Genomic DNA, 26,830 nt, shown 5'->3' on the forward strand with positions numbered 1-26,830 from the left:
GGAACAGCAGTTCATGCCGCTTGACGGAATCCGGTAATACCGTGGCCCCCACCAATTTCCGGAACGTCATTCATATGGTGCGGCGCCACCAACTGCCGACCACATAGGAGGATGTGTTATGTCCGATCGGCTCAATATTCTCGTCACAGGGGCCTCTGGCCTCGTCGGCGCCGAAACGACCAGCCGGCTTGTGCGCGCCGGGCACCATGTGTACGGCCTGGTCCACAACGTCGGGGAAATCGTCGCCAACAACGGCCGTAGGGTCAGCTCGGCCCCCTGGACAGCCGCCTCCGCACGGGAAAGTGGTGTCGTCCGCTTGCTCAGAGGAGACGTCACCCGACCACGCTTCGGCCTCGACAGCGAGACGTGGTCCAGCCTCTCTGCCAGCCTGGACCGAATAGTGCATTGCGCCGCGATCACAGACTTCGGCCGTCCTCCCGAGATCTATCAGCAGATCAACGTTACCGGCACCGTCCATGCTCTCGAACTTGCCCAGGAGAACGCAACGCCGTTCGTCCACGTCAGCACCGCTTACGTGTGTGGCAACCGTGATGGAGTGATCGCGGAGAATGAGCTCGATGTGGGACAGCGCTTCGGCAATGCCTACGAGGAGAGCAAAATGAGGGCCGAGTTGATAGTGCGCAAGGCCGCTGCGGATGGGCTACCAGCCACAGTGGTCCGCCCCAGTGTGGTCACGGGCACAGTGCGATCCGGCAGAGTCCGCGAGTTCAAGAACATCTACATCGTCCTTAAGCTATTGAGTAAGGGGCTCGTCAGCGCGATCCCCGGCCACTTCGATGCTTGCGTCGACCTAGTCCCGGTCGACCACGTAGCAGCCGTGCTCACAGCCGCGACCGAGGATTTCGACCGTGCACGCGATCTCACGCTGCATGCTGTAGGTGCCCCCGTTCGCATGCGTGACGTCTCGGATACCTTCGCGGAGTATCCATCATTTCACGTGCCACGCTACCTGGACCCGAACACGTTCACGCCAGACTGCCTATCTCGGGTGGAGAAGAAGTACTACGAACGAGTGGTCTCGTTGTATGACAATTATTTTCTGAGGCGCCAGCGATTCGACAGTGCGATTGCAGACCGATTCGTCCGACGGCCTAGTACCGCAGGCTCCTCCTACCTGCGCCGGCTGATCGACTACGCACTCAAGGCAGGATATCTCGGCTCAACGCTGCCCGTAGCGGACCGCGCGCTCACCCCGTTGAAGGTAGGGGAACGTTGACCATATCAGGCAATCTCAGCGCTAGTGGCTTCATTTGCGAACCCGAGAAAAGGGCACTATTCGCCACCGACAGTTATTTCCTGGATGGCTGCGAACTATTTTCCGACACAGACGAAACCTGGCGATTCGCCTTCACTCATGCCTTGCTCTTACTCAAGCCTGATGCGGTTGCCACTCGCGCGCTCCTGCCAGCAATTGAATGGACGAGTCAGGCAGGGTTCGAAATCGCTGCGGCCGCACGTATCAGACTCAACCGCAACACTGTCCGTGCCATGTGGCATTACCAGTTCAACTGTGCGACTCCTCAGCGACGTCGTCTTGCAGAATTCATCGGATCCGCATCTGATTCACTGGTGCTACTGATGCGACATCAGCAGCTCCTCTCCAATGCCAGCATTCCTGCCACCCTGTTGCTCAGCGAACGCAAAGGCCCGTCCGACCCCAGTCGACGCACGCCCGGGCAATTGCGATCACATTTGGGCGACCGGAGTTTTCTCATCAATCTGGTGCACGCCTCGGACGAGCCTGCTGATCTCCTTCGCGAACTGTGCATCCTCTTCAATGCGCATGACCGAATCAAACTCGTCCGGAATGCCCTGCTTGGCACTGATCAACGGAACACCGCGACAGCGCTGGCTAAGGGACTGTATGACGATGTGCCCCGGCGAGATTTGGAATTCGAACCCGCCGCACACCGTCTGGCGTCCGAAGTCGAGGAGTATGCACGCAACGCGGGGCCGGGACTTCGTAGCCGGCTGCAGACTGGGCTGGGCCGAGCTTTGCGACAGCCGTCGGCGTGGGGACCGCTGATTGAATTGATCTGGCAGCAGAATCTCCCGGTCGACGAGTGGGATCTCACCGTCGTCGGATGTGCTTCCTTGCCCATGACTCTGGACCAGCATGCCCCCCTGCTTGCCAGCGTGAGCAGGACGAAATGGCTTGAGGCGTTTACGGCGGTGGCTGCATGCCCCCAGCACATGTAACGGTGCGGCGCAGCCGGGTCGGACGGCTGTGGGACTTCGTCATCCAGGTGTTCCCTCCACACGTCAACTTAACCTACGGCGTGCTGTGGGCAGGTGCCTATGAAGTCGCCGCCTCCAGCGCTGGTTGGCGGCCTTCGTGGGCGACAGTTATCCGGGCTCTCACGGTCGTGCTGATGCTCTTTTACTTGCGGATTGTAGATGAGCAGAAGGATTTGGAATACGACCGGCTCCATAACCCATCGCGACCATTGGTCACTGGTGTCGTCAGTGAACGCGATCTGGACCAGGCTATGAGGCTGATCGTTACCGTTATCCTGGCTGGCAACGTCTTCCTCTCCGGTCTTTCCACCGTTGTTTTGCTGGCGTTCCTAGGCTATACAGCGCTTCTGACTGAGATCGAGAACCGTTGGGCAGGGTTGCGGAGGCGCCCGCTGCTACACCTTGCCGTCGTATATCCGGTTCAACTTCTCATTGGCTTCTACCTCTATACGTCATTGGCCGAAGCTGGAAGCCTCCAGAGCTACAGTCGGTCACTACTGCTGCTCTTGACTTTCGCTGTATCCTTCCTCCACTGGGAAATCGCGAGGAAGACCTTCAGGCTCCCTGTGCCCGGGGTACGCACATACTCACTATCTCGTCTGGGGCCGACCGGAAGCGGCGCGGTAGCTTTGTTGTCCGCCACTCTCGCCTGCGTTCTCGCGATGCTCGCGCTGCAGCCATGGAATGAGCAGGGACTGACCCGACTTCTCGCGTGGGCTCCGGGTGGGGCCCTAATCTTCGCGGTCGTCGGTGGCGTCCAATTCCTGTCTCGCCGCAAGGATCACTGGCCCGTTGCGTCTGCAGTGCTCTTCCTGCTCACTCTTTACATCCTGCTTATCGCTCAGATATTCGCCAAAATGAATGGGTATTGATGATTGCCATACAGAACGTCAGATTGTTCGACGGCGAAAACATCTCTAAATCTGCCACCGTCGAGGTGGAGGGCCAACACATTGCGACCGTCTTAAGCGGCGAAACCCCCCCTCGAACTGATTCCGGCTGCCAGATCGTGGACGGACGGAACCACACACTTCTACCTGGGTTGATCGATGCTCATACCCATGTTTTCGGCTCGGTCGCCAACCTGCGAACAGCGCTCGCTTTCGGGGTGACTACCGAATTGGACATGTTCAGCTTTCCGCCGGAGTTGACTAGTCTGCTGTACGAAGTCGTTGAGGAGGACGATGGACTCGCGGATTTACTCAGCGCCGGCTCAGTCGTCTGCAAGCCCGGGGGACACCCGACACAGCTCATGACAGCCCTTCCTACTCTCAGTCAACCGCAGGAAGCCGAGGAGTTTGTCGCCCAACGGCATAAGGAAGGGTCGCGCCTGCTCAAGCTGATCTTCGACAATGGCCGGCACGCTGGCTTCGACCTGGAGATGCTCGACCTGGACACGGCTTCGGCAGCCGTACGAGCTGGGCATGCCCGGAACATGATCTGCGTTGCGCATGCGTGTGACATTGCCGCCGTGCGCATGGCCTTGTCCGCAGGCGTCGATGCCCTCACACATGTGCCGGTGGAAGGGCCCCTACCCGAGGATGTGGTGCGGCAGTGTGTGCAGCAGGGCGTCACCATCATCCCGACCCTCACCATGATGGAAATGTCTACCGCGGACACAGGACGGGCACTCGCTGGCGACGTCCTTATCTCGCAGAATCTGTCCGCCGACGATGTGCACGCGATCCGGTGCGGGCGAGAGGGCCTGGCCGTGGGCAGTGGTGACCTGCGGCATGCGATGGCCAGCACACTGCGTCTGCATCGGGCCGGCGTGCCCGTGCTGGCTGGCACCGACGCCAACAACGCACCGGGCCGACTGAGCCCGGTGGTGCACGGGGCATCCCTGCACCGAGAGCTGGAGTTGCTCGTGAAGGCGGGACTGACTCCGCTCGAAGCGCTGGCCTCGACCACGTCAGGGCCAGCCGACCTGTTCAACCTCACCGACCGCGGCAGGGTTGAGCCTGGCCGCAATGCCGACCTGGTTCTCGTGGCAGGTGATCCGACCACAGACATTACTGCTACACGCTCCATCACGCGGGTCTGGCGCCGCGGCACCCCTTTCGATCTGGACGGGTTCAGGGCCAGCGTTACCTGACGACAATGCGCAGTGAGAGGAATCTGTTCTATGGCAACGAGCGAAGAAGCGTCGAACTCGGCTATGACCTTGGTCGGCGCCACCGCCCTCGCGGTCGCTGCGGCACGGGCGACGGAGACAATGCGAGATGATCGATTGTTCGAAGACCTGCTCGCCGGCCAGTTCGTTCTGGCGGGAGGAGACCAGGTCCTGGACTGGCTCAGTGAGCGGACGCGTCTGCTCCGGCTCGGCACTGGTGATTTATTCGCGTTGCGGACCCGGTTCTTTGACGATTTCCTGCTCAACGCGACGGGCGCTGGCTGTACCCAGGTTGTGATCCTCGCTGCCGGGCTGGACACGCGAGCCTACCGACTGCCCTGGCCCGCTGATGTCCGGGTATTCGAGATCGACCGCTCTGATGTTTTCACCTTCAAAGACAGCGTACTCAGCACACATGGGGCGCCGCAGGACTGTGATCGCCGGGCTGTCGTCGCGGACCTTCGCGGGCAGTGGGCGGATTCGCTGCTCGACGCCGGCTTTGACCCGCATCTGCCCACCGCCTGGCTAGTAGAAGGCCTGGTCATGTACCTGCCCGAGAATGATTGTGATCGTCTCTGGGCTCAGATTGCTGACCTGAGTGCTGCGGATAGTCAACTCGGCGTGGAATACAGTACCCGGCAGATGCTTGACACGCCCCTGACGCAGCAGTCCATGCTCGCCGCCGACAGTGACGATGTCCTGCATGCGCTGGCTGACTTGTGGCTCAACGAATGTGAACTGCCGCCAGGTGAGTGGCTGGCTTCGCACGGTTGGCAGGCGCAGATCTGTGAAATACCAGAACTGGCCCGGCGCTTCGACCGTCCCGTACCCGCAGCCTACGACCCAACTGTGCAGGGACATGCAAGGGTCGAACTCATTGCAGCGACACGGAAGTGACCGGAAAGCCGTGGAAATAGGTGTGGTTCTCCCTCAAGGCGAGATCGTCTGCAGCGCGTCAGAGCTGCGCGCGTACTGCGCCACCACCGAAAACCTCGGATACAGGCACGTCGTTGCATACGATCATGTGCTTGGCACCGACCCTGTGGGGCACCCAAATTGGACCGGTAAGTATACCGTGGCCGATCCGTTCCATGAACCGTTGGTGCTGTTCGGCTTTCTGGCCGCGATCACCTCAATGGAGCTTGTTACCGGGGTGCTCGTACTACCTCAGCGCCAAACAGCCCTAGTGGCCAAACAAGCATCCGAAGTCGACCGCCTTTCCAATGGCCGGCTGCGGCTTGGTGTCGGCATTGGTTGGAACCGAGTGGAATACGATGCTCTCGGCCGTGATTTCGCCACCCGCGGTGCCCGCATCGAGGAGCAAGTCCGGCTGCTGCGCGAACTATGGACCCAAGGCACGGTCACCTTCACGGGAGTATCCGAGAAGGTAATCGCTGCAGGACTTGCTCCGCTGCCGGTTCAGAGGCCCATCCCCGTGTGGCTGGGCGGTGGCTCGCCGGTCGCCTACCGGCGCATCGGCCAGATAGCCGACGGGTGGTTCCCTCGTCTCCAACCCGGGCCCGAACTTGACGACGCTATCCGAACGATCACTGCTTCGGCACGGGATTGCGGCCGCTCCGAAGCCGTTGGCATGCATGGGCGAACGCAGTTCACATCTGCCGAGCAGGTGGCCGAATCCGCCCGACGCTGGCACCAGGCAGGTGCCACTCACCTGTCTGTCAACACCTTGGGCCTAGGGCTCACCACACTCGCTGATCACCTAGCCGTGCTAACAGTGGCCGCCAGCGCGCTCGGCATTTCTGATTCATGAAAGGAAGTGATGCGGTGGGCCGGCCGTGACGCCGGTAGGGCCACTCAGATCTAGGGCATTATATCTGTGGGCCTGTGAATAGCTGCACTCGAAGTTGCTCGGAACATTCCAGGAAATTTCTGGGCCGTATGAACAGAGGAAGGGAAGGAAAAAATGAAGGAATACGACCTCGCAGCCTTGGCGGCCACCACCGACAAGGAACTCGCAGCGGCGATCACGTCACCGGACGGGCGCCGGCTGGTGGATGCTGCTTTCGATCAGCTACCGCAGATGTTTCGTCCTGAGGAAGCTGGTGGCCTGTCAGTCGTCGTGCACTGGGTGCTAAGCGGTGATCGCCTTTACGAGGCTGTCATAGAGAACAACAGGTGCATGGTCTCACGGGTCCCCTGCCATGAGCCGCAGCTGATAATGACCATGGCGTCTATCACGTTCATCAGGATGGTCTCAGGGAGGGATAACCCCATGAAGCTTTTCATGATGGGGAAGATTAAGGTCAAAGGTGATCTGGGGCTGGCCGCTAGTATTCCCCGAATCTTTGACGTCTCTCAGTTCGCTGACATCAACCGATCCTAGATTCGCTCCCAAGATTGCGAAGCGAACATGAAAATTGATCCATGGCGTGCACCAGCATCTGGTCATCTGGTTGCCCGCGAGTCTGTGCATCGTCATCATGATAGCGAGGTCTTCCTCGTGGACGTGAAGCCGGTAGCGCACGGTAACTATCGGGCCAGCGCATCGCTGCCCACAGGACACCCGTTCTACTCGGCCCATACATCTGAGGCCAACCGGCTCATCGATCCCATGTTGCTACTCGAGTGCTGCCGCCAGGCCGAAACTTATCTGGCGCATACGTTTTTCGGGGTGGAAGCCGACGCCGCGTTTGCGTTGCGATCGTGGTCGATGCTCATCGACTGGGACGCCATCGCTCTTGTGCCGACCACCAGCCTCCATACACTTGTCATGGCCACGGATGGTCTGGCGCCTGTCAGGTGGGGCGATCGGACGACCGGGCTTGGCCCCAGCTTCAGACTGATGGTCGGCTCCCGCATCATCGGACGGGTGGAGCTGAAAGTCAGTTACGTGCCTCGCAAGACCTACGACGTCGTGCGCTCCCGTGGCCGGGACGGCCGACCCCCCACTTCGGATCGGCTGCCCCGACAGAGTTGTGCCGAGGTTGTGCCGCCGGCGTCTGTGGGCCGTCTCTCCCGCGCTGACACATTGCTCAGTGACATGACGCAGCGCGAGGACACCATGAGTGCCTGCCTGCGTGTACCCGTCGACCATCGATCCCTCTTCGACCACCCGCAAGACCACGTTCCTGGCACAGTACTCGTGGAGGCCGCACGGCAGCTCGCCACCTACGTCAGCACCCAGCCTCACGCCGTGGCTTTGACATCGATGGAAGCAACCTTCCGTTCCTACACGGAACTTGATGCTGCAATCCGACTCGAAGCATCCTCAACAGAGCCCAACAAGGCCACCGTGTCCCTGCGTCAAAGGGACACTGAGGTCGCGTGGATCCGCTTGGAGAGCGTGGTTCCAAAGCTCAGCACGGAGGAGGTCGCACGGTGCGTTCTGCCGTTCTGAGTGGACTGGGAGCCTGTCTGCCAGCCCGAACAGTGAAAAGCAGTGAAATCGAAAAAGAATTCAACGTGAGACAGGGGTGGATAACGAGCCGAACAGGAATTGAGCTGCGCCATTTCATCTCACCTGGCGAAGCGACGGGGGACTTAGCCGTCCGCGCCGGTGAACGCGCCTTGGCCCACTCAGGAGTCCACAGAGCAGACGCGCTCGTACTAGCCACTAGTACGCCGGACCAATTATGTCCCCCAACCGCACCACAGGTCGCGGCCGCCCTCGGACTCGGTCACGTTGCCGCCTTTGATGTGGCTGCAGTCTGTTCAGGATTCGTCTATGCCCTGGTGACTGCAGCGGGGCTGATTGCCACATCGGTGGCCGACCGGGTCCTGGTCATCGGCGCGGACACGTTCAGTACCATCGTGGACCCGAACGACCTCGCTACTCGGGCAGTCTTCGGTGACGGAGCGGGTGCGGCTGTCCTGCGGGCTGGCCGCGCTGACGAGCCGGGCGCGTTGAGCGGCATGCGACTGTCCAGCGACGGCACAGGCCATGGGCTGATCACGATTCAAGGTGGTGGATCCCGAGCCCGATCCACCAGTCTCCCGGTGGGCTCCCAGGACATGTTTTTGACCATGGCTGGCCAGGCAACCTTCACGGAAGCGGTGCGGAGGATGTCCGAATCGGTCATGCGGACAGCCGCCGATTGCAGCTGGACAGCGGACGACATCGACCGGATCGTGCTGCACCAAGCGAACGCTCGGATCCTTGCTGCCGTTGCGCGTCGGCTCGAACTGCCCAGTGAGCGGTTCGTCAGCAATATCGCCCAGGTCGGTAACACTGCTGCCGCCTCGATTCCGTTGGCCCTGGCAACCGCTGCAGCTACCGGTGAACTTACGGCCGGCCATCGCGTTGTACTCGGCAGTTTCGGCGGCGGACTGACATGGGGATCGGCGGCACTCGTATGGCCGCAGCTCAACAAAGAAGTGCCGCATCCGTAAGGGGTATGTCTGATGGAAACGGTAGAAGAACTTGTTGTCGCTGTTCTTGTGGATCAACTAAGGCTGCCAAGCGCGGCTATTTCACCAAATTCGACCTTCGAGTCACTAGGGATTGACTCGCTGGTAATTGTAGAGCTGTCGCTGATCCTCAGCGATTACCTTAAGATTGACATAGGCAACGGAGTGTTGAGCGGCGAAATGACCATAAGTCAAGCAGCTCAGGCCATCTCCGAACTGGGAGCCGTATAATGGCGGGCGGTTTCCCTGTTGCAATCACCGGCATGGGACTGGTTACGGCGGCCGGCATCGGTGTCGAGCCGAACTGGGACCGGGTTTGCTCGGGTATATCTTGCGCCCGGCTCGATGAGAGGTCACGCGATGGCGAAGCCCATGTGATCTGCAGTGTGCCGGACTTCGACGCCGGGGCACTGCTCGGCGGATTCGCCGCATGGCAGACAGAGCGGTTTGTTCAGTTAGCCCAGGTGGCTGCGCGAGAAGCGCTGAAGGACGCGGGGTGGAATCCCCACGAGTGGGACGGCACTCGTGTCGGGGTTGTGGTGGGAAACTCCCTGGGTGGCGCCAACGCCCTGGAAAGGCAGCAGGAGAACCTGTATCAGCGGGGGCAGACCAAAGTCTCCCCATTACTGGTGCCAATGTTCATGGTCAACATGGTGGCGGGCTATATGGCCATCGATATGAAAGCGCAGGGCCCGAGCCAGGTAGTCGCATCCGCGTGCACGTCTGGTACCAGCGCAATCGGCGCGGGCCGCGATCTGCTGCGATCAGGGCGGTGCGACATCGTCGTCGTCGGCGGAACAGAATCAGCGCTCTCGCCGCTTGTGATGGCGGGCCTTATGCAGATGGGCGCCCTCACCAAAGCCACCGAAGAGCCGGAGACCGCCAGCCGTCCCTTCGATTCCAGCAGAGACGGGTTCGTTGCGGCAGAAGGGGCAGGCATGCTCGTCTTGGAGAGGCTTACGGACGCGCGTTCCCGCCAAGCTCCAGTGCATGCTGTAGTGCGTGGCTATGGATCCGCCACAGACGCTCATCACCCGACCTCCCTACATCCCGACGGCCGCGGCATCGAAACGGCACTGCGCTGGGCACTCGCCGACGCGGGAATCGACCCATCGCAGGTGGACCACGTGAACGCGCACGGCACGTCAACACAGCAGAATGACCTGGTCGAGGGCACCGTACTCACCCGCGTCCTGGGTAGCCGGCCGTCAGTCACCTCAACCAAGGGCGTCACGGGCCACGCGCTGGCGGCCGCTGGAGCGATCGAAGCGATATATACCGCACTCACCCTCCGTCACGGATGTGCTCCACCCACCGCAAACCTCGAACACCTCGACGACGCGCTAAACCTCGACGTCGTAGCCAAAACCCCCAGACGCGCACCCATGGAAGTTGCGGTGAGCACATCCCTCGGGTTCGGCGGACACAACGCAGCACTCGTACTCACTAGAAACTGACCGTGATGATTGCCGTGGCTCCGCCAGAGGGACTGCCTCCAAGTCTGACAGCCACTTCAATCCTCCCCGCCGTGTTCGGTCTTCCTGGCGGAGCCACCGCGCAAGCGGATCAGGGATCTGACACATCAGGAGACGGCTGCAGGCCGAGTACGTCGCCCGTGAGTGGGAGTAGCCCAGCTTCCGTCCAGCCGTCCCCACGCGCTGGGCGGAAGCGGGCTGCCAATACATCCCGCTCGCCGTGCCCTTGCAGGAACCTCGCAGGCAGGTTGAAGCGCACACCACAAGACGGCGCCCTGACGTGAGGCGAAAAGGCGCGGCCGCACTGGTGTAGCCATGTGAAGGTCCGCTCGAAGACCCAGCGGTTCCTGCCCAGACCGGAGCCGTGGGATGTGTCCTTGCGGGCGATCTTCCGCGTGATGCTGCGGGACCTGAGGATGCGGCGGTACTTGTCGTAGTCGCGGTCGGCGAACAGCCGGCCCGGCCGGTGACGCGGCCGCCCGCGGAACCCACAGACGCGGGGTATCGCGTTCGACAGGCCTATCAGCTGTGTGACGTCGTGACGGTTTCCACTGGCCAGTAAGACGGTCAAGGGGTGCCCTGTCTGTTGACGATCACGTGGTGCCTGCTGGTCAACCGGGCTCGGCCCGGCCCCGGCGGCGGGGCGACACCGAGGAGCATGTACATGTGTACACACTGGCCGATAAGGTTGATCCGTCGCAGGTTCATCACTCACCAAACCACTCAACTACTTGGCGGCATGCCAGTGACTAGTACGCATGATTCGCCCATTGGTGAGCAGGCCATGCAACTGCTCCGCCGGATAGCCCGCCTCGACATCGGCAACGGCGTTACCCTCCACTACCTCAACCGCGGTACCTGGGCCATCGGCAGCCGTGACGGATACACAGCGAACGAGCGCACCTTCGACACTCTGGTGAAGGGCGGCACGGCCCGCTACGTCCCCGGAAGTCACCCCGCCCGCATCGAGGCTACGGACCGCGCCAGGGCCGGTGATGCCGGCGGCGACGGCTCCGGCCACGTGAACGCGGGTTAGAACAACCCGGTACGCACCCAAGACTCCAGCCGGGAGCCGTGCTAAGGGGCGGAACGGCAGCAGCAAGCCAGCCTCCACCGGGTCGCCTCGCACGCCAAAGGGCGGAGCCGGCCGGCGCGGGCTTCCGATGCCAAGCACGAAAGCCAGAGCCGCGAACGATGCGTTCCTGTGCAGGGGCCTGCGATGACAGTGCACGCGTCGCGCAGCCCGACGCCGGCGAGCGAGTAGGACACACCCCGACGTGGAACGTGAGGCATCGGTCCAGCCAGGGGTCATGCGGCCGCACAGCCGCTGGGCGCGCACGGTGCCGCCTACGCGGCACGGCTGCTCCCAGGCCCTGAGCGATCTCAACACTCATCCGGGCCCGACGGGCCACCGGCCGGCTGCGGTGGCCGTGACCGCCCGGGACGCCTCGCCAGCCGGCTGTGTCTGGGACGCCGACGCGGTCAGGTAGGCGCGGGCCATGTCCAGGGCGTCCTCGATCTTCCGGGTCCCGTCGACACACAGCGTGTACTCCAGGTCCCGCAGACGCTGGCCCGGGGCTGCGGCCGATGGGTCCTCCACGCGGAGCAGCTCGTACTCGTCGAGGAGCCGGCGCAGGAAAGCAGGCTGGGGCATCAGCATGGGACTGGTTCCCTTCGCTCAGGAAAACGTGCTGTCTCACCGAGTGACCGGCCTCCTGTTCGGGCAAGCGCCTCATCGCGTTGCGGGCAATAGTCGTGTGGGGCGAGGCGGTGGTGCTTTGCTGGCGGTGACGGCGCTCTCGCCATGATGAAGGCACTCCCCCGCGGTCGCCTGCGTTGCCGGGCCCGTCGTGCGTCGGCCCGGCCGACGCGCGAGGACGCCCTGAGGCCAGCACCCCGCCACGCCTATTCAGGCATGGTGGCCTGCAAGGAAGTGCACAGGGCCGCAGATTGGCGCGACACTTGTCGGGACCGGTCTCGCACCCCCGGTGCGGCAGATGTCGTGCCCCGGCCACGTCGGGCGGCCGCCCGGCGCCCTGCCGTACGGTGGACGTCTCGGGGCCCCTGTGCGGAGGTTGCCCATGCCCCGAACGATCTGGTCAGGCGCCATCAGCTTCGGCCTGGTCACGGTGCCCATCCACGTCCTGTCGGCGACCGAGAACCACAGCATCCAGTTCCACCAGTACCACCTGGAGGACATGGCGCGGATCCGCACCCGCAAGATCTGCGAGCTGGATGGCCGACCGGTTCCGAACGCGGAGATCGGCAAGGGGTACGAGTACGCCCGCGACCAGGTGGTCGCCGTCACGGACGAGGAACTGCGCGATCTGCCCCTGCCGACGGCGAAGGCGATCGAGATCGAGGCGTTCGTGCCGCTGGATTCCGTCGACCCGCTGAGGATCGCCGAGGGCTACTACCTCGCCCCCGACGGGCAGGTCGCCGCCAAACCGTACAAACTGCTCCGTCAGGCACTGGAGCGGTCGTCGAAAGTGGCCGTCGCGAAGTACGCGTGGTCGGGCCGCGAGCGGCTGGGGCTCCTGCGGGTGCGTGAGGACGCGATCGTGCTGCACGCGATGCGCTGGCCGGACGAGATCCGTGATCCCGCCGAGCTGCTGCCGGCGCCCGTCGAGGTGGCGGAGGACGAGATCGAGGGCGCGCTCGCGCTGATGGAGATGATGAGCCGCGACGATCTGGACGGACCCGAGTTCCGGGACACGTACACCGAGGCCCTCGCGAAGATCATCGAGGCAAAGAAGGAGCACACGCCGTTCCCGCAGGCACCGGAGCCGGAGCAGCCGGGCAAGGTCATGGATCTGATGGCCGCGCTCCAGGAATCCGTGTCCAAGGCCAGGGCCTCGCGCGGCGAGGACGCCGACGTGCACGAGATGCCCGAGCCGAAGAAGAAGAAGGACACGGTCAAGAAGACGGCCGAGAAGAAGCAGCCGGCCAAGAAGACCGCCGCAAAGAAGGCGGCCGCGAAGAAGACAACGCCGGGGCGGCGGCCGCGCAGCGCTTGAGCCCCTCCCGGCCACGGTTCACGGCGCTGGAACACAACCCTCGGCAGGCAGGGCATGATCCCTCCATGGGCCAGAGACGCGAGGACGACCGCACGGCGTTGCAGTACGAGCGGGACGGTGTCTGGGTTGTCGTCGCTCACGGCGACTACGACCCCGACACGATCGCCCCGCTCCACCGAGTACTGGACACCACGGCACGCAAGCACTCCCCCGTGGTGGTCGACGTCAGCGGCGTCTCCTTCGCAGACTCGACGTTCCTGAACCTGCTGCTGCGCATCCACCACATGACCTCACTGCGCGTGGCAGGCCCGACACCGCAGCTGCGGCGTCTGCCGGAGATCACCGGAACCGACACCGTGCTCGATGTCCGCGCCACCCTCCACGACGCCCTGCCCTAGACCAGCGCGGGCCACGCCCACGAGCGCCATAGCACGCGGCGCCGCCGACGGGTGAAGGCACGCCCGGACGCCCGGTTCGCCACAGCGCATCCGGCGCCTGCCCGTTCCTGCCCTCTTCTACGGCTGGTGTGGGGCGCGGGTGCTCTGTGGGGGCGGAGCCACGCCCAGCGGCCTGGCCACGAGCTGGAGCCTCGCGCTCGCCGAACCGGCCACCGCCTTTCCCAACCTCCCAGCCAGCGCCGCCACCATGAACGCCCACCTCACTCCGGCGCTGCTGGACACGCGCGAACAGAGCCTGGACGACGTCCTCGGGGGCGCCCGGCTGCGCCAGACCGCCGTCGCCGGGGTCGTCGTGTTCGTGGGCGTCTGGCGGAAGTCACGCCCGGGTCAGGGGCGCCAGCGTCCGAGCCAGCCGCCGGCCTTCCGCACGGTCTGCTCGGCTACCGCCTCCTGGCACACGTGCTCCTGCTCCTGGGGCCCGCGTTCGTCGGCTTCGGCCCGGCGCTCAGCTACGACGGCCCGGCTCTGGCAGTACTCGCATAGATGCGGGTGCGACTTGCGCGGCCGGCCCCAGTCCAGTAGGTCGACCGCTGTCCATCGGTCGTCGCTGAACCTGTTCCCGCAGTCCGCGCACACGGGGCGCCCGGCTTCGCGGTTGGCTGATGGCGTGCCACCCGCTGCCCGCCGCAGGCTTAGGGCGCCGGTCTCTCCAAGTCGGCTGGCGGGCGCAGCCGGTTGCAATCGGCCGTCAGATTCAGCGCTGCGAAGTTCCCCAGTCCAGTCCCGGAGTTGTTCGGCGGGGCTGCAAGGCCCCTGCTGCACGTGCCTTCGGCGATCCCCAGCCTTGAAACAACCCAGGGCCTGTCGGCCACGCCGATCGCGTTCTCGGCCCCAGTCACTGGGCGGCCGCACCTTTCCCGCTAGACCAACTCGACGACTGTCAGCTCCGTTCTCAGGTTCGGACGATCGTGGTGTGCAGCCATAGTCCCCACAGGCCACGCCATGCTGGCCCCCTGCTGCGACTAGCCGTTTGTATGTAGGTGATGCGTCATAGCCGACCCGGGCCCTGTGGAAGTGCATTCCGACCGGTCCACGACCGTCCCCGTCGTGAGCCCATGACACGACTTCCGCCAGTCTGCGTCGTCCGGTTAACTGCATTGATAGCGGGCATGGTTGATTTCCTGCCGGTTGCCGAGGTCGTGACCTAGATTGGGTCCGGGCTGAACGCGCGACGCCGCAAGCTTCACCGGCTGCTGTGCGACCCGCAGGCGGCTGTCATCGTAGTCGAGCACCGGGACCTGCTGGGCGCAGTTCGGTGCCGAGCACGTGGAGGCCGTCCTGTCGGCGTCCGGGCGGCGCCTGGTCGTCCTCGACCCCGCCGAGACTGCCGACGACCTGGTGCAGGACATCACCGATGTCCTGACGTCGATGTGTGCGCTCGTATGGGCGGCAGGCGAAGAGCCAGGCCGCCCGTGCGGTGGTCGTGTCGACACGCGAGGCCGACGGGTGAAGAAGTTCCAGCCTCAGCCCGGCTTCGTGGTACAGGCGTACCGTTTCGCGCTGGACCCGAATGCCTCCCAGGATGCTGCGCTTGCACTGCGGTGCCGCCGGGGCCGCGTAGAACTTGGCCGTCGGGTGGGTGACCGCCTCGTGGTAGCAGCGCAAGACGGAGAGAGTCCTACAACGTGCCGCAGGACGCGGCGGTCGGCGAACCGCTGGCCCGGCCGGTGACGCGGCCGCCCGCGGAACCCACAGACGCGGGGTATCGCGTTCGACAGGCCTATCAGCTGTGTGATGTCGTGACGGTTTCCACTGGCCAGTAAGACGGTCGAGGGGGTGCCATGTCTGTTGACGATCACGTGGTGCCTGCTGCCGGCCGGGCCCGGTCGACCGGCGAGGCCCGGTGTGATCCCCCTTTGAGGGTCTTGGCATGCGAGCCGACGATCGCTGCGCCGCCCGTGTCTAGCAAGCCCACCGACCGCAGCTCGGCCGGCAGGACCTCGTGCCGTTGCGGCCAGACATCAGCCTTGGTCCAGTCCCGCAGACGCCGCCAGGCCGTCACACGCCCTTGCACGGCGCGTACACGATGCCCCTCACCGCAGCGCGGCCATCCCGCGGGCGACCGCCCGGGATACCGATGCCGCCCGCGCGGACGAGCAGGCAGCAGCGGGTCACACGTTCCCCCAGATCGTCAGGCACAAGATCCGCAGACACACCACAGATCCTGCCGGCACAACACTCAACTACCGAACCTCACAACGAACTTCATTCTGAATGATCAGTAAGGAGCAGGGCGCCAGCCGTTGCACTCACTCCAGTGCGCCGCCAACGCACAGAAGGCCGCTGAGCGGGGGAAACGCCGAGGGCCGTCCCAAGGCCCTCCGCCTTCCAGGTGACCCTGTCACGGGCCGTTGCCCTAGCCGATGGCCCGTGACCTTCGACGCACCTCCAGGGCGCCCCAGCCTGTCCACTGGCTGATCAACCTGTTTGAAAGAAGGAGGTGGGGTGCGGACAGATAGTCGCGTGGAATCCCTTCAGAAGCAGGAGCACGCCCGATCCCGGGAGCGGCGGTACGAAGCGCTGGTTCGCGTGGTGGCACGGCCTTTGCATCGGTATCTGCTGCGGCGGACCCATCTGAACCAGGTCGACGACGTACTCGCGGAGACCATGCTGGTGCTCTGGCGCCGGCTGGACGACATACCGGGCATGCCCGCAGAGTCCGCGCCCGTTGCCGACCAGGTGCTGCCGTGGTGCTACGGCGTCGCACGTGGCTGTCTGGCCAATACCCGCCGAGCAGAGAGACGGCGTCTGCGGCTCGTTGAACGGCTGACGCACATGGCATCACCATCCCCGCCCCCTGCGCATGCGAACGATCATGAAGACCTATACGCCGCGATGGGCTTGCTCGGTGAGGTGGACCGTGAAGTGGTGCTGCTGTGGGGGTGGGAGGAACTATCGCCCCGCGCCATAGCGGAGGTGACCGGCCTGAGCCCCAACGCCGTGAGCATCCGGCTGCATCGAGCGAAGAAGAAGCTGGCCGCGGCTCTCGAACGAAAGAACGGTACTCCCGTCGGACACAAAGCAGATGAAGGAAGGAGCAACCGGTGAACGAGGACGAACTGCTGGCCCGTCTGCGAGCCGTTGACCCGGCACTGGCGCGTAGGGCTCCTGCACCCGACATCGATCGACTCTTGGAGACCGTGATGGCCACCACCGACGTCCACACGCAGACCAGCCAGCCCTCGCGGTGGCAGCCGCGACTGCTTGCCGCCGCGGCCGCCGGGCTGATCGCCACGGGTGGATTCATCACCTGGCAGGCCACGCACACCACCGCTTCTCACCCGTCGGCCGCGCCGCTGGCTCTTACCGTTCAGCACACAGACGAAGCGACGCGCTGCGCCGCGCCCACGGTCGACATCTTGCGCTCGAACACGACCGCTTTCGAAGGCACGGTCACGTCCGTCAGCGGCGGCAAGGTCACCTTCCGCGTAACACACCGCTACCGCGGCGACGACCTCTCCGGCGGGGTGACGATGAAGCAGAGCATGCGGCTGGAGGACCTGACGTTCGCACCTGGCGAGCGCTACCTTGTCGTCGCCAGGAAGGGCGCAGTCAAACCATGTGGTGGCACGGTGGGCGCGGAGCCTGACATGCGCCGGCTGTATCGCCAGGCCTTCGAGTCAGAACGCTGAACCAGGCGGCAGCTACCGGGCTGGCCAGCATCCTCATGTTGGTGCATCCGGCGGGCCTTGAAGCAAATACGGCACATAGGGGCCGACGGCCTGAGCGGAGGCATCAACCCGGCGGCTTCGTGGAAATGGTGCTGGGGTGAGCCTCTGCAGCCAGCCTCGGCGATCACATGGGGTGCCCTGAACGCCGTGCCGGCTTCACTGCGTGCCGCTCAGGGGTCACCGCCTGCATTGCAATATGGCTATACGAAATCATACGGAAACATTCCGTCACAAGAGTCGCCAAGAGGTGCGGTGGGCCGGGGCGACAAGCACCTCGCCCAGGGTGATCTGGATGCCAGGCTTGCAGGTCCGGCATCCAGGTCACCCATTGCCGTGCCGGGAGCGCGGCAGGTGGGTGGCGATGCGTTGGATGGTGAGCCGCAGGACGGCCGGGCCGCGGCGACGTCCGGCGAGGCGGCTGGGCTGAAGGCTTTGACTCAGGGAAGACAACCGGTCATATTGAAGGCATGCCTCAGGTCAGTGCAAGAGGAAAACTTGTAGAGCACGCGGAAGGTGTCTTCCGATGCAAGGGCTTCAGCGGTGCCAGCGTGCAGGACATCGCGGCCGCCGCGGAGGTTCCCAAGGGTTCCTTCTACAACCACTTCAGGAGCAAGAAGGAACTCGCGGCCGAAATCGTGCGCCGCTACGGTGCCGCCACCGAGTTTGGCATGCTCGCCGGTGACGCTTCGCCGGTGGGGCGTCTGCGGGCGCACTTCGTTGCGCAGGCCGACCGGACCCGCTCAACGGGAGTCGAGTTCGGGTGTCTCCTGGTGACCATGGCGAGTGACGCGCCCACGGCAGGCGAGGAGGTGCGCCACGCCGTGCGGGAGACCATCGAGGCGTGGACCGACGCCCTCGCGGCGGTGATCGAGGAGGGCAGGCAGACAGGCGAGATCCGCCCCGGCCCGTCGGCGCGTGAGGTCGCGGCCTTCCTTATCGACGCGTTCGAGGGCGGAGCTCTGCGAGGCAAGGCCACCGAGGACGACACAGCTTCGATGCGCTCGCTGAACCTCGCCCTGGACTCGTTGCAGCGCTGAGGCACAGACCGCTGGCTGCGGCCCACAACACGACCCCGTGAACCATTGACGACACCGATAGCTATACAGGTATGGACAGTGTTTGCTACCGACCACACCAAGGCCGCTTCTGCACGCAGCAGCGCGCGGAAGCAGAGCCCTACCGTGCACCGGCTCCGATGGACAACCTAGAAGTCCTGTCCGAGCGCCGTTCAGCAGGTCCTACTGGCCGCTCCGCCGCACTGGACCGCTCCCGTTCCCTTCAGAGCGACGTGCTCCGCGTTGCCAGATCGCCGCACCGAGTACGACGTCCGGCTGAGTGGAGGTTGTGGTGAACGCGTCTCCCTCTCGCACTCTGGATGAACTGCCCAAGGACGAAGCCCCGCTCAGCGGCGCAGCCGCGCCTGACAGCCGGGAGGGTCCGCACGGCGGTCCTGACGTACTGCGGGATTACACCTGCAACAACGTCCAGTTCTCCGTTCTCGGGCCTGTGCGGGTCTGGCGCGACGGCATCGAACTGTCCCTCGGGCCGAAGCAGCAGCGCCTCATACTCGCCGCACTGCTGGCCCGACCCGGACGGTCGGTATCGCTCGAGGAACTGGTCGAGCTGCTCTGGGACGGCAGTCCGCCGGCCAGCGCAGCCAACGCGGTGCACCGCCATGTGGGGACACTGCGCCGATTGCTGCAGCCGGAGCTGTCCGCTCGGGTTCCCGGGCGGTGGCTGGTTCGGCAGGGCGGCGGCTACCTCCTGCGCGTCAGCGCCAGCAGCCTGGATCTGCTCGCCTTCCGAAGCCTGATGGAACAGGCCCGTGCCATGACCCGCGCGGACCGCCAGGCGGAGGCGGTCGGGCTGTTCACCACCGCACTGGGACTGTGGCAGGGACGGGCCGGCGCCGACCTGGATCTGGTGGCCGATACGTACCCAGGCTTCGTCGTGCTGGAGCACGAATATGTTTCAGCGGTGCGCGAAGCGGCCGAGGTGGGGCTGAACGCTAACCGCGCAGCAGCCGTACTGCCGTTCCTCCGCCAGGCGGCCGAGCGCAACCCCTTGGACGAGGCTGTCCAAGCACAGCTGATGATGGTGCTGGCCGCCGACGGCAAGCAGGCCGAAGCAATGGCGTCCTATGAGGCGCTGCGCCTGCGGCTGGCCGACGAACTAGGCGTCGATCCCGGCGCCGAACTGCGCACCGCCTATCACCACATCTTGCACCAGCAGGTGACCGCGGCTCCTCTTTCGCAACCTACCGACGCCTCCGGACCCCCCGTGTTGGAAGGCACTTCGGCTGTGCCCGGCGTGCGAATCGCTTCCGCCGCCCCGCTCAGGCCTGCCCAGCTGCCCGCTGATCTCATGGGCTTCACGGGTCGCCGAGAGATTCTGCAGCGGGCCAAGAACGTTGCGCAGGAGACCACCGGGGCGGCCCTTCGCATCCTAGCGATCGACGGCATACCCGGTATCGGCAAGACTGCAGTCGCCGTCCACCTGGCACATCAGATTGCCGCGCAGTTCCCTGACGGCCAGCTGTATGCAGACCTGCGTGGCTTCGCACCAGAGGGCAATCCCGCAGACCCGCACGAAGTGCTGCACGACTTCCTGGACGCCCTCGGCGTCGCCCAGCAGCAGATCCCAGTCTCCCTGGACAGGCGTTCCGCCCTGTACCGCAGCGCCCTGTCGGGACGGCGGATCCTCGTCATCCTCGACAACGCCCGCGACGTCGAACAGGTACGGCCGCTGCTGCCCGGCACTCCCGAGTGCATGGTGGTCGTGACCAGCCGCAGTCGGCTGACCAGCCTGGTCACCGCGCACGGCGCTCACTCGCTCACCCTGGACGTGCCCACGCTGCAGGAGGCCACGGCGTACTTCGTGGCGCGTGTTGAGAAATACCGGACCGACACCGAGACAGCCGCGATCGAGCGTATCGCCGAGCATTGCGGTCGGCTGCCGCTCGCGCTGGCGCTCGTGGCCACCAGGGCCGCAATTCACCCTGACCAGCCACTCACGGAGATAGAGGCCGAGATCACCGGCGCCGGACGGCGCCTCGAAGCCTTCAGCGACCATGACTCCGGCAACGGCGTACGCAGGGTCTTCTCCTGGTCCTACCGCACGCTCGGCCCGCAGGCAGCGCGCGCGTTCCGGCTACTGCCCCTGTATCCGGGGACCGACATCACGACCCGTGCGGTAGCCAGCTTGACCGGCCTGCCACCGCGCCAGGCCGCCGTTGCGGTGAGAGAACTCGCGCACGCCCGGCTGCTGACTGCACGGCGCCCCGACCGCTACTGGTCCCACGACCTGATGCTGGCCTACGCCGCCGAACTCGGCGACGACAGCAAGACAGAGCGGGCAGAGGCGAAGTCGCGTCTGGTGGACCACTATCGTCAGACCGCGCACGCTGCGAACCTCGCGCTGCGTCCGCCGACAAATCCGGTGCTTCCTCCTGCCCCCTTGAAGGGCGTGGCACCGGAGTTGATCAGCGACAGCACGGCAGCGATGGCTTGGTTCACCGAGGAGAGTTGCGCCCTCCGAGCGCTCATCGACGATGCTGCGGCACGGGGTGACGCGCGACTGGCCTGGGAGCTGGCCCTGTCCATGCAACTGTTCCACCAGCGGAACAATTGGTGGCACGACTGGGCGGCAACCATGCGGACCGCTCTGGAAGCCGCACGACGCGTCGACGATGTCGAGGGCATGGCGCGCACCCATCACGGCCTCGCCGGCGCGCAATACTTCCTCGGGGACACCCATGATGCCTTGACCCACCTGGAATTCGCCCGCGACTTCTTCGAGCGGTTGGGCTTGGTCGAGGACCTCGCCCACGTCGTCAAGGACATGGGCACGGTATGGATCAGCAAGGGCGACTTCGCTGCGGCCTGCCAGCATCACGAGCAGGCCATGGGACTGTTACGGCGTACCGGGCCAAGCGAGTTGAAAGCCGATACCGTACTGGCAACCGGTTACAGCCAGCTGCGGCTGGGGAACGCGGCGAAAGCGATCGAGTTGGCCGGCAGCGCCGCTACGGTGTTCCGGGAGCTGGGCAATATCCGCGGTGAGGCAGGCTGTTTCTCCCTGCTGGGTGACGTTCACCGAGCGAGCGGCAACCTTCTCCGCGCGGCCCAGTTCTACCGACAAGGCATTGAGCTGCTGCGGCAGATCGGTGGCCGGGCCGACATCGTCCACGGTCTCCTGGTGTTGGGCGAGGTTCTCGTCGACGCCGGAGACCAGGCCGGGGCCCGCTCGGCTTGGATGGAAGTCCTTGCTCATGCCGCCGAACCCGCACTGCTACCGGCCGTACAGCAGGCGAGGGCTCGCTTGCAAGAGACGCAACCGTGAGAGCTACCGAGCGGCTTGGTGTGGACGGCTACGGCCCACCGCGTCCAGCAGCTTGATCCGCCGAGGTGCTTCCTGCAGTTGTGCGCTCTCCTCGCTGGTCGTTCCGGGCTTTGTCCCGTCGTCGATGTCCGCCCGGCGCATCCACTTCCACAACGTCATCGGGTGGACCCCGAAACGTGGCCACATGTTCGACCGTCATACCCGGGGCGCGGTTCCTCGCGACCCGCACGACGTCTTGGCGGAACTCTTCCGGATAGGGCTGGGGCGCAGCGACATCCTTCCCACCTGCCCCACAGGGCAAGCCAGTTCAGATGTCACCGGATCGTGCAGCAGACCCGCCCGACCAGTCCTGGCAGCGGTTCACAGCAGGCACACCACCCCGCGCCACTGGCATGCCTGAGGGCACCAGGCAGTGAGGCTAGACCAAGGCGGGGGCGGGGCCAAGAATCTCGCCACAAGAATTCCACTACCCACACCCAAGCTGTGTACAGGACAGGGAAGACAGCGCGCCTGCTCAGACCGCACTAGCGGCAGCCTCGAGGACAACGTGGCTTTCGTCCCAAGATGCAAAGCGCCCGAGATAGACACACCTACCCACCCGAAATGTGATCCACCATGCCCTTCATCACGGTCGGTCAAGAGAACTCCACCGACATCAACCTCTACTACGAGGACCACGGATCCGGCCAGCCGGTCGTTCTCATCCACGGCTTCCCCCTCGACGGTCACTCCTGGGAGAAGCAGAGCGCCGCCCTGCTCGACGCCGGATACCGCGTCATCACCTACGATCGTCGTGGCTTCGGCCAGTCAAGTCACGCCACCACCGGCTACGACTTTGACATCTTCGCCGCCGACCTGAAGACGGTGCTGGAGACCCTCGACCTGAACGACGTGGTTCTGGTCGGCTTCTCCATGGGCACCGGCGAAGTGGGTCGCTACGTGGGCACCTACGGCACCGCCCGGGTGGCCAAGGTCGCCTTTCTCGCCTCGTTGGAGCCCTTCCTTCTCAAGACGGACGAGAACCCGACGGGCGCCGCCCCGATCGAGTTCTTCCAGGAGATCTCCGAAACCATCAAGGCCGATCGATACGCCTACTACACGGCCTTCTACAAGGACTTCTACAATCTCGAGGACAACCTGGGCTCTCGCATCAGCGATGCGGCCGTCCACAACAGTTGGAACGTCGCGGCAGGCGGTGGCGCCTATGCGGCGGCCGCGGCGCCCCTGACGTGGTTCACCGACTTCCGCAACGACCTCCCCAAGATCGACGTGCCAGCTCTCATCCTGCACGGCACGGCAGACAACATCCTTCCGATCGACTCCACCGCGCGTCCCTTCTATAAGGCGGTACCGGCCGCTGACTACGTGGAGATCGAAGGCGCCCCGCACGGTCTGCTGTGGACACACGCGCAGGCAGTCAACGAGGCGCTACTCACCTTCCTGGCCAAGTGATCCCCCGCGCGGCAGCGCATATTCAGATAGCACAAGAATTGCGCGCCAGCGTTCCAGCGCACGCTATCGCTCGTGAAACGAGGAGAGAAATGGCTACTCTGGTGAAGAATCAGCAGTACAACGCATCAGCCGCCCAGGTATGGGACCTTGTTGGCGACTTCTATACCGTGGACACGTGGATACCCGGCATCGCCAGTACCGTCCGGGACGATGTCCGCAAGACCCGCACTATCACGACACACGATGGCGCCCGACTCGTGGAGAGGCTGCTGGACGAAGGCCCGCACTTCCACCACTACCACATCGACGACTCCGGGACGTTGCCCTTGCGTAACGTCACAGCACGCCTGGCGGTGACCGAGACCGGTCCGCAGCAGTCGGCAATCGACTGGACCGTTTCTTTCGACCCTGCAATCGGCTCTACCGAGGCCGACGCCGCAGCCTTTATCTCGGGCTTCTATCAGGCGTGCCTCGACAGGGTCGCGGTCGAGCTCGGCGTATGAAAGCAGGTGCCTGACACTTTTGTTCTCCTCCGGTGGGAAGGATTGACAGCGTCCTTTCACCGGAGGGTCCGGTATCTGTAATGGACAGGCGTCTGTTCAGCCACCGACGGCCTCACGCCGGGCCAGAGGGCGAGCTTCATGGCGGTGCGAAATGTCGGTGGGCGGTCTGTGGTCGACCCGCCCACGAGTTCGTGGCCCTCATCGTGACTGGGGTCGGCCCTTGGGGTCGCTGGTCAGGTCCGGTCGGCGGATTGCCTCAGGTCAGAGGCAGGGCGTGAGGAACGCGCGGTGGCGGGCGCGGCGACCTGGTCATTCCCTCGCCACTGCTTCGAGCTGCCGTGACAAACCGTCAGAGCGGGGGCAGCTGCTTGAACTGTCATTCGGCGAGTCGGGGGCGGTTCTCTGACCCCACTGGCAGCGCTACGCTGCTGATGGCGAACGCCGCCTGAATCGTTGTGGCCTTCGGCGGCCCTGATGACCCAGGTTGTGAGACAACTCTGAGGATATGGGCTGACAGGCGGCATCAGTACATCATTTCAGCTCTGCATATGGTGTGACTGGGCATGGATTCCGGTGACTGAAGTGCGGATAGCAACTGAGCCAGTGCTGCCATGGTCGTCGGGGACGTCGGGTCTGGCGCCGGATGCTCGACTATGCCATCGAATGCTCGGGTCTATGAGCTGACCGTTCGCTCAAAACTTGGGTACCCGCTGGGCCTGGTCTCGGGTGCCGGCCGTCCGGGTAGATCAGCAGATCGGGCCACACCCTCGCCGGATGCATGCCCAGTCCTCGACGGCGGAGTACGGCGGGCAGCCGAAACATGTTCGGGACTTCGCCCTGCCACGCGCCTGCCGCCGACTCCACAAGCAGTCCACAAGCACGCCACAGCCCTGACCTAGGTTTTATTCGCGGACGGACACGACCATGCCTTACCCACGGGTCAGTAGTCCCTGGTCCTGCGAGGAACGGAGCACCCCCGATGTTGACGATCGACGTCTACACCAGCGACTACAAACCCATCGCTGTCACCCCGCCCGGCTGGGGCGGGAGGCAGGCGACGTGGCCGGCCAGCACTGCGACCCTGATCCATGGGCGGGAGGAGGCCGCCCTCGTCGACGCGCTCATTACTCGCGAGGAGGCTGAGCGCCTCACCGAATGGATCCGCGCTAAGGGAAAGACCGTCACCACCGTCTACGTCACCCATGGCCACGCAGACCACTTCCTGGGCCTGTCGGTCGTACTGGACGCCTTCCCCGACGCGGTCGCGGTGGCTCTGCCCGAGGTAGTCCCGTACGCGGAGGAACAGCTGAGCGCGCCCGTGCTCTCCTTCTGGGAGTCGCTCTTCCCCGGGCAGCTTCCGACTCGCACCGTCGCACCGCAGCCGCTGGCCGGAGAGGTCATCACGGTCGACGGGTACGAACTGCGCCCGGTGCCGGTCGGACAGAGCGACACCCATCCGTCCAGCGTCTTGCACGTGCCGGCACTCGACGCGGTTATCGGCGGCGATGTCGCCTACGACGGCATTCACATGTGGCTGGCGGATACCGACCATGAAGCGCGCATGCAGTGGCTCAAGGCGCTGGATATCGTGGCGGCGCTGAACCCGCGGATCGTGGTGTCCGGCCACCGGGATCCTGCGGCGCCGGACTATGACGCGGCACGCGTGCTCGCGGCATCACGCCGCTATCTCCAGGACTTTGTCGAAGCGGTCGCCGCTGCTCGGGACGCCGAGGAGATCATTACGGCGATGAATTCCGCACACCGTGATCGTGGCAACCCCTACACACTCCTCGCCTCGGCGACCGCCCAGCTCCCGGGCCCAGCGTAGTTGTCCTGACCGGCGCGCTGAGCGCGTCCCGAACGCGCCGCGCCGCTTGCTGAGAGAGGAAGCACTGTCTTGTCCACCTGAGATGCCTGCCCGCGCCAGAGTGCCCACCGGTGAGGAACTGCCCTACATCTTCTTCGCACACACCAAGTCCAGCCAGGCCAAGGGTGTGGAGTCGTTGGGCCGGTTTCTGGAACGCACCGAGGACCGGGACGTTCCCGGCAGTCTGGACTCCCGCGACGCCCAGTACGACGCCGTCCTGGAATGGGGCATCCCCCGACCATTCGGCTCTGCAGCGGCTCACCGGAATCCTGCCCCACGCTGATCACCCGGGGCGACAACGGCCTGATGATCCCAACCAAGGTCAGCCACCGCATGGCCGCCTCGATTCCGGACGCGCAAATCCGCAATACCTCGACGCCGCCCATGCATTGTCTTTCCAGTACCCCACCCAAGACTTCAAGGACATCTACAAGTTCCCCGGCTGGTACCGACAGCCCCATCACTAGGAGATATACCGTGTCCGACCTGCTGAACACCGTCCTGGACGCGCACGGCGGCCTCGCCCGCTGGCAAGAAGCGCACCAGATCACCGCCCGTCAGTTCTTTGGCGGTGCCCTGTGGGAACTGAAGGGTCACCCCGGCGCCCTCAACGATGTCGACGTCACCGTTGCGCTCGACCGCCAGTACGTGTCACAGAAGCCGTTCTTCAACCCCGAGCACCGCACCTCCTTCACCGCCGACCGCGTTGCGGTGGAAACGTCCGACGGCACCGTGGTCGAGGAACTGACCGATCCGCGCGCCTCGTTCGCCGGCCACGTTCTGACGACCCCGTGGACCAGGCTCCAGCTGGCCTACTTCTCTGGCAGCGCGATGTGGACCTACCTTGCCGAACCGTTGTCCCTGACGTTCCCGGGAGTCCAGACGGAGGAGATCGCCTCCGCCTCGGAGAACGGGCGGAAGTTCCGCCGGCTGCGGGTGACGTTCCCCTCCTCCATCGCCACCCTGAGCACCGAGCAGGTCCTGTACATCGGCGACGACGGGCTCATCCACCGGCGCGACTACAGCGTGGACATCGCCGGGGGCTCCCCTGCGGCGCACTACGTCTCCGGCCACCAGCAGGTGTCCGGGCTGGTCATCCCCACCACGCGAGAGATCTACACCCGCGACGAGTCCGGCAACAAGATCCCCGAGCCCTTGGTGGTTTCCGTGCGCCTTGAGAACGTCGCTGTCTCCTGACCCCCAAGCTGTCGTCGGGTCCAGGCCGCTAGAGGCAGCTACCACTCGGAAGGTATTTGCCTCCGTCCGGACCGGACCCGGCGGCACCCATCCAGACCCGGGTCTACAC

At 64.6% G+C, this 26,830-nt stretch carries 25 protein-coding genes and 1 pseudogene; 24 read left to right on the top strand and 2 right to left on the bottom strand.

The features are described 5' to 3' along the window. Positions 1-118: 118 nt before the first annotated feature. The 11 genes from IE275_RS41345 to IE275_RS41395 all read left to right on the top strand — a co-directional run bounded on the left by IE275_RS41345 (position 119) and on the right by IE275_RS41395 (position 10,197). Positions 119-1,237, top strand: a complete 1,119-nt coding sequence (locus IE275_RS41345) for an SDR family oxidoreductase (RefSeq protein WP_189717846.1) — start codon at positions 119-121, stop codon at positions 1,235-1,237. Continuing rightward, positions 1,234-2,220: a nucleoside-diphosphate kinase gene (locus tag IE275_RS41350; protein WP_189717847.1), complete on the top strand. Its 987-nt coding sequence runs from the start codon at positions 1,234-1,236 to the stop codon at positions 2,218-2,220. The genes IE275_RS41345 and IE275_RS41350 overlap by 4 nt, the downstream gene beginning before the upstream one ends. After that, the gene (locus tag IE275_RS41355; protein ID WP_189717848.1) at positions 2,202-3,131 is read left to right on the top strand and encodes a UbiA prenyltransferase family protein; all 930 of its coding nucleotides are present in this window, start codon (positions 2,202-2,204) and stop codon (positions 3,129-3,131) included. Before IE275_RS41350 ends, IE275_RS41355 begins: the two co-directional genes overlap by 19 nt. Further along, on the top strand, positions 3,131-4,354 hold the full coding sequence (locus IE275_RS41360) for an amidohydrolase family protein (RefSeq protein WP_189717849.1): 1,224 nt from the start codon (positions 3,131-3,133) through the stop codon (positions 4,352-4,354). Before IE275_RS41355 ends, IE275_RS41360 begins: the two co-directional genes overlap by 1 nt. A 30-nt stretch (positions 4,355-4,384) precedes the next feature. Beyond that, positions 4,385-5,269 (top strand): SAM-dependent methyltransferase, encoded by an 885-nt coding sequence (locus IE275_RS41365; RefSeq protein WP_189717850.1) that lies wholly within the window; start codon positions 4,385-4,387, stop codon positions 5,267-5,269. After that, the gene (locus IE275_RS41370; RefSeq protein WP_229871176.1) at positions 5,232-6,143 is read left to right on the top strand and encodes an LLM class F420-dependent oxidoreductase; all 912 of its coding nucleotides are present in this window, start codon (positions 5,232-5,234) and stop codon (positions 6,141-6,143) included. Before IE275_RS41365 ends, IE275_RS41370 begins: the two co-directional genes overlap by 38 nt. Positions 6,144-6,296: 153 nt before the next feature. After that, positions 6,297-6,716: an SCP2 sterol-binding domain-containing protein gene (locus IE275_RS41375; RefSeq protein ID WP_189717852.1), complete on the top strand. Its 420-nt coding sequence runs from the start codon at positions 6,297-6,299 to the stop codon at positions 6,714-6,716. 27 nt (positions 6,717-6,743) lie between these two features. Beyond that, entirely contained in the window at positions 6,744-7,730 is a 987-nt protein-coding gene (locus tag IE275_RS41380) for an AfsA-related hotdog domain-containing protein (RefSeq protein ID WP_189717853.1), read from the top strand. A 32-nt stretch (positions 7,731-7,762) separates the two neighbouring features. Further along, positions 7,763-8,722 carry a beta-ketoacyl-ACP synthase 3 gene (locus tag IE275_RS41385; RefSeq protein ID WP_308435776.1) on the top strand — a complete coding sequence of 320 codons (960 nt, stop codon included), beginning with the start codon at positions 7,763-7,765 and terminating at the stop codon, positions 8,720-8,722. A gap of 12 nt (positions 8,723-8,734) precedes the next feature. Further along, the gene (locus IE275_RS41390; protein ID WP_189717855.1) at positions 8,735-8,971 is read left to right on the top strand and encodes an acyl carrier protein; all 237 of its coding nucleotides are present in this window, start codon (positions 8,735-8,737) and stop codon (positions 8,969-8,971) included. Then, the gene (locus IE275_RS41395) at positions 8,971-10,197 is read left to right on the top strand and encodes a beta-ketoacyl-[acyl-carrier-protein] synthase family protein (protein ID WP_189717856.1); all 1,227 of its coding nucleotides are present in this window, start codon (positions 8,971-8,973) and stop codon (positions 10,195-10,197) included. Before IE275_RS41390 ends, IE275_RS41395 begins: the two co-directional genes overlap by 1 nt. A 109-nt stretch (positions 10,198-10,306) precedes the next feature. On the opposite strand, the gene IE275_RS47390 is transcribed toward IE275_RS41395, so the two are convergent. Further along, a complete protein-coding gene (locus IE275_RS47390) occupies positions 10,307-10,930 on the bottom strand; it encodes a transposase (RefSeq protein ID WP_373299383.1) in 624 nt (207 codons plus the stop codon). A gap of 69 nt (positions 10,931-10,999) precedes the next feature. On the opposite strand from IE275_RS47390, the gene IE275_RS41405 reads away from it, so the two are divergent. Next, positions 11,000-11,251, top strand: a complete 252-nt coding sequence (locus tag IE275_RS41405; protein WP_189717858.1) for a hypothetical protein — start codon at positions 11,000-11,002, stop codon at positions 11,249-11,251. A gap of 354 nt (positions 11,252-11,605) precedes the next feature. On the opposite strand, the gene IE275_RS41410 is transcribed toward IE275_RS41405, so the two are convergent. After that, the gene (locus IE275_RS41410; RefSeq protein ID WP_189717859.1) at positions 11,606-11,875 is read right to left on the bottom strand and encodes a DUF5133 domain-containing protein; all 270 of its coding nucleotides are present in this window, start codon (positions 11,873-11,875) and stop codon (positions 11,606-11,608) included. A 421-nt stretch (positions 11,876-12,296) separates the two neighbouring features. Between IE275_RS41410 and ku the strand changes: the two genes are divergently transcribed. The 12 genes and pseudogenes from ku (at position 12,297) to IE275_RS41470 (ending at position 26,721) form a co-directional block, all read left to right on the top strand. Then, positions 12,297-13,232 carry a non-homologous end joining protein Ku gene (ku, locus tag IE275_RS41415; RefSeq protein ID WP_189717860.1) on the top strand — a complete coding sequence of 312 codons (936 nt, stop codon included), beginning with the start codon at positions 12,297-12,299 and terminating at the stop codon, positions 13,230-13,232. A gap of 65 nt (positions 13,233-13,297) precedes the next feature. Continuing rightward, positions 13,298-13,630, top strand: coding sequence for an STAS domain-containing protein (locus IE275_RS41420; RefSeq protein ID WP_189717861.1), 333 nt, complete (start codon positions 13,298-13,300; stop codon positions 13,628-13,630). A gap of 1,208 nt (positions 13,631-14,838) precedes the next feature. Further along, a pseudogene (locus IE275_RS46425) lies at positions 14,839-15,096 on the top strand (IS607 family transposase); the annotation flags it as partial. A gap of 1,057 nt (positions 15,097-16,153) precedes the next feature. Beyond that, positions 16,154-16,738, top strand: coding sequence for an RNA polymerase sigma factor (locus IE275_RS41430; protein ID WP_189717863.1), 585 nt, complete (start codon positions 16,154-16,156; stop codon positions 16,736-16,738). After that, positions 16,735-17,322, top strand: a complete 588-nt coding sequence (locus IE275_RS41435; RefSeq protein WP_189717864.1) for a hypothetical protein — start codon at positions 16,735-16,737, stop codon at positions 17,320-17,322. Before IE275_RS41430 ends, IE275_RS41435 begins: the two co-directional genes overlap by 4 nt. A 506-nt stretch (positions 17,323-17,828) precedes the next feature. Beyond that, the gene (locus IE275_RS41440; protein WP_189717865.1) at positions 17,829-18,398 is read left to right on the top strand and encodes a TetR/AcrR family transcriptional regulator; all 570 of its coding nucleotides are present in this window, start codon (positions 17,829-17,831) and stop codon (positions 18,396-18,398) included. A gap of 310 nt (positions 18,399-18,708) precedes the next feature. After that, complete coding sequence (locus tag IE275_RS41445; protein WP_189717866.1) at positions 18,709-21,702, top strand: AfsR/SARP family transcriptional regulator; 2,994 nt, start codon at positions 18,709-18,711, stop codon at positions 21,700-21,702. A gap of 615 nt (positions 21,703-22,317) precedes the next feature. Further along, complete coding sequence (locus tag IE275_RS41450; protein WP_189717867.1) at positions 22,318-23,154, top strand: alpha/beta fold hydrolase; 837 nt, start codon at positions 22,318-22,320, stop codon at positions 23,152-23,154. Between the two features lie 89 nt (positions 23,155-23,243). Further along, complete coding sequence (locus IE275_RS41455; protein ID WP_189717868.1) at positions 23,244-23,657, top strand: SRPBCC family protein; 414 nt, start codon at positions 23,244-23,246, stop codon at positions 23,655-23,657. 979 nt (positions 23,658-24,636) lie between these two features. After that, the gene (locus IE275_RS41460; protein WP_189717869.1) at positions 24,637-25,485 is read left to right on the top strand and encodes an MBL fold metallo-hydrolase; all 849 of its coding nucleotides are present in this window, start codon (positions 24,637-24,639) and stop codon (positions 25,483-25,485) included. Positions 25,486-25,567: 82 nt separating this feature from the next. Continuing rightward, positions 25,568-25,807: a hypothetical protein gene (locus IE275_RS46430; protein ID WP_229871179.1), complete on the top strand. Its 240-nt coding sequence runs from the start codon at positions 25,568-25,570 to the stop codon at positions 25,805-25,807. A gap of 194 nt (positions 25,808-26,001) precedes the next feature. Further along, on the top strand, positions 26,002-26,721 hold the full coding sequence (locus IE275_RS41470; protein WP_189717870.1) for a hypothetical protein: 720 nt from the start codon (positions 26,002-26,004) through the stop codon (positions 26,719-26,721). The last annotated feature ends 109 nt before the right edge of the window (positions 26,722-26,830 follow it).

It is taken from the genome of Streptomyces phaeofaciens (assembly GCF_014648915.1).
Lineage (GTDB): Bacteria > Actinomycetota > Actinomycetes > Streptomycetales > Streptomycetaceae > Streptomyces > Streptomyces phaeofaciens.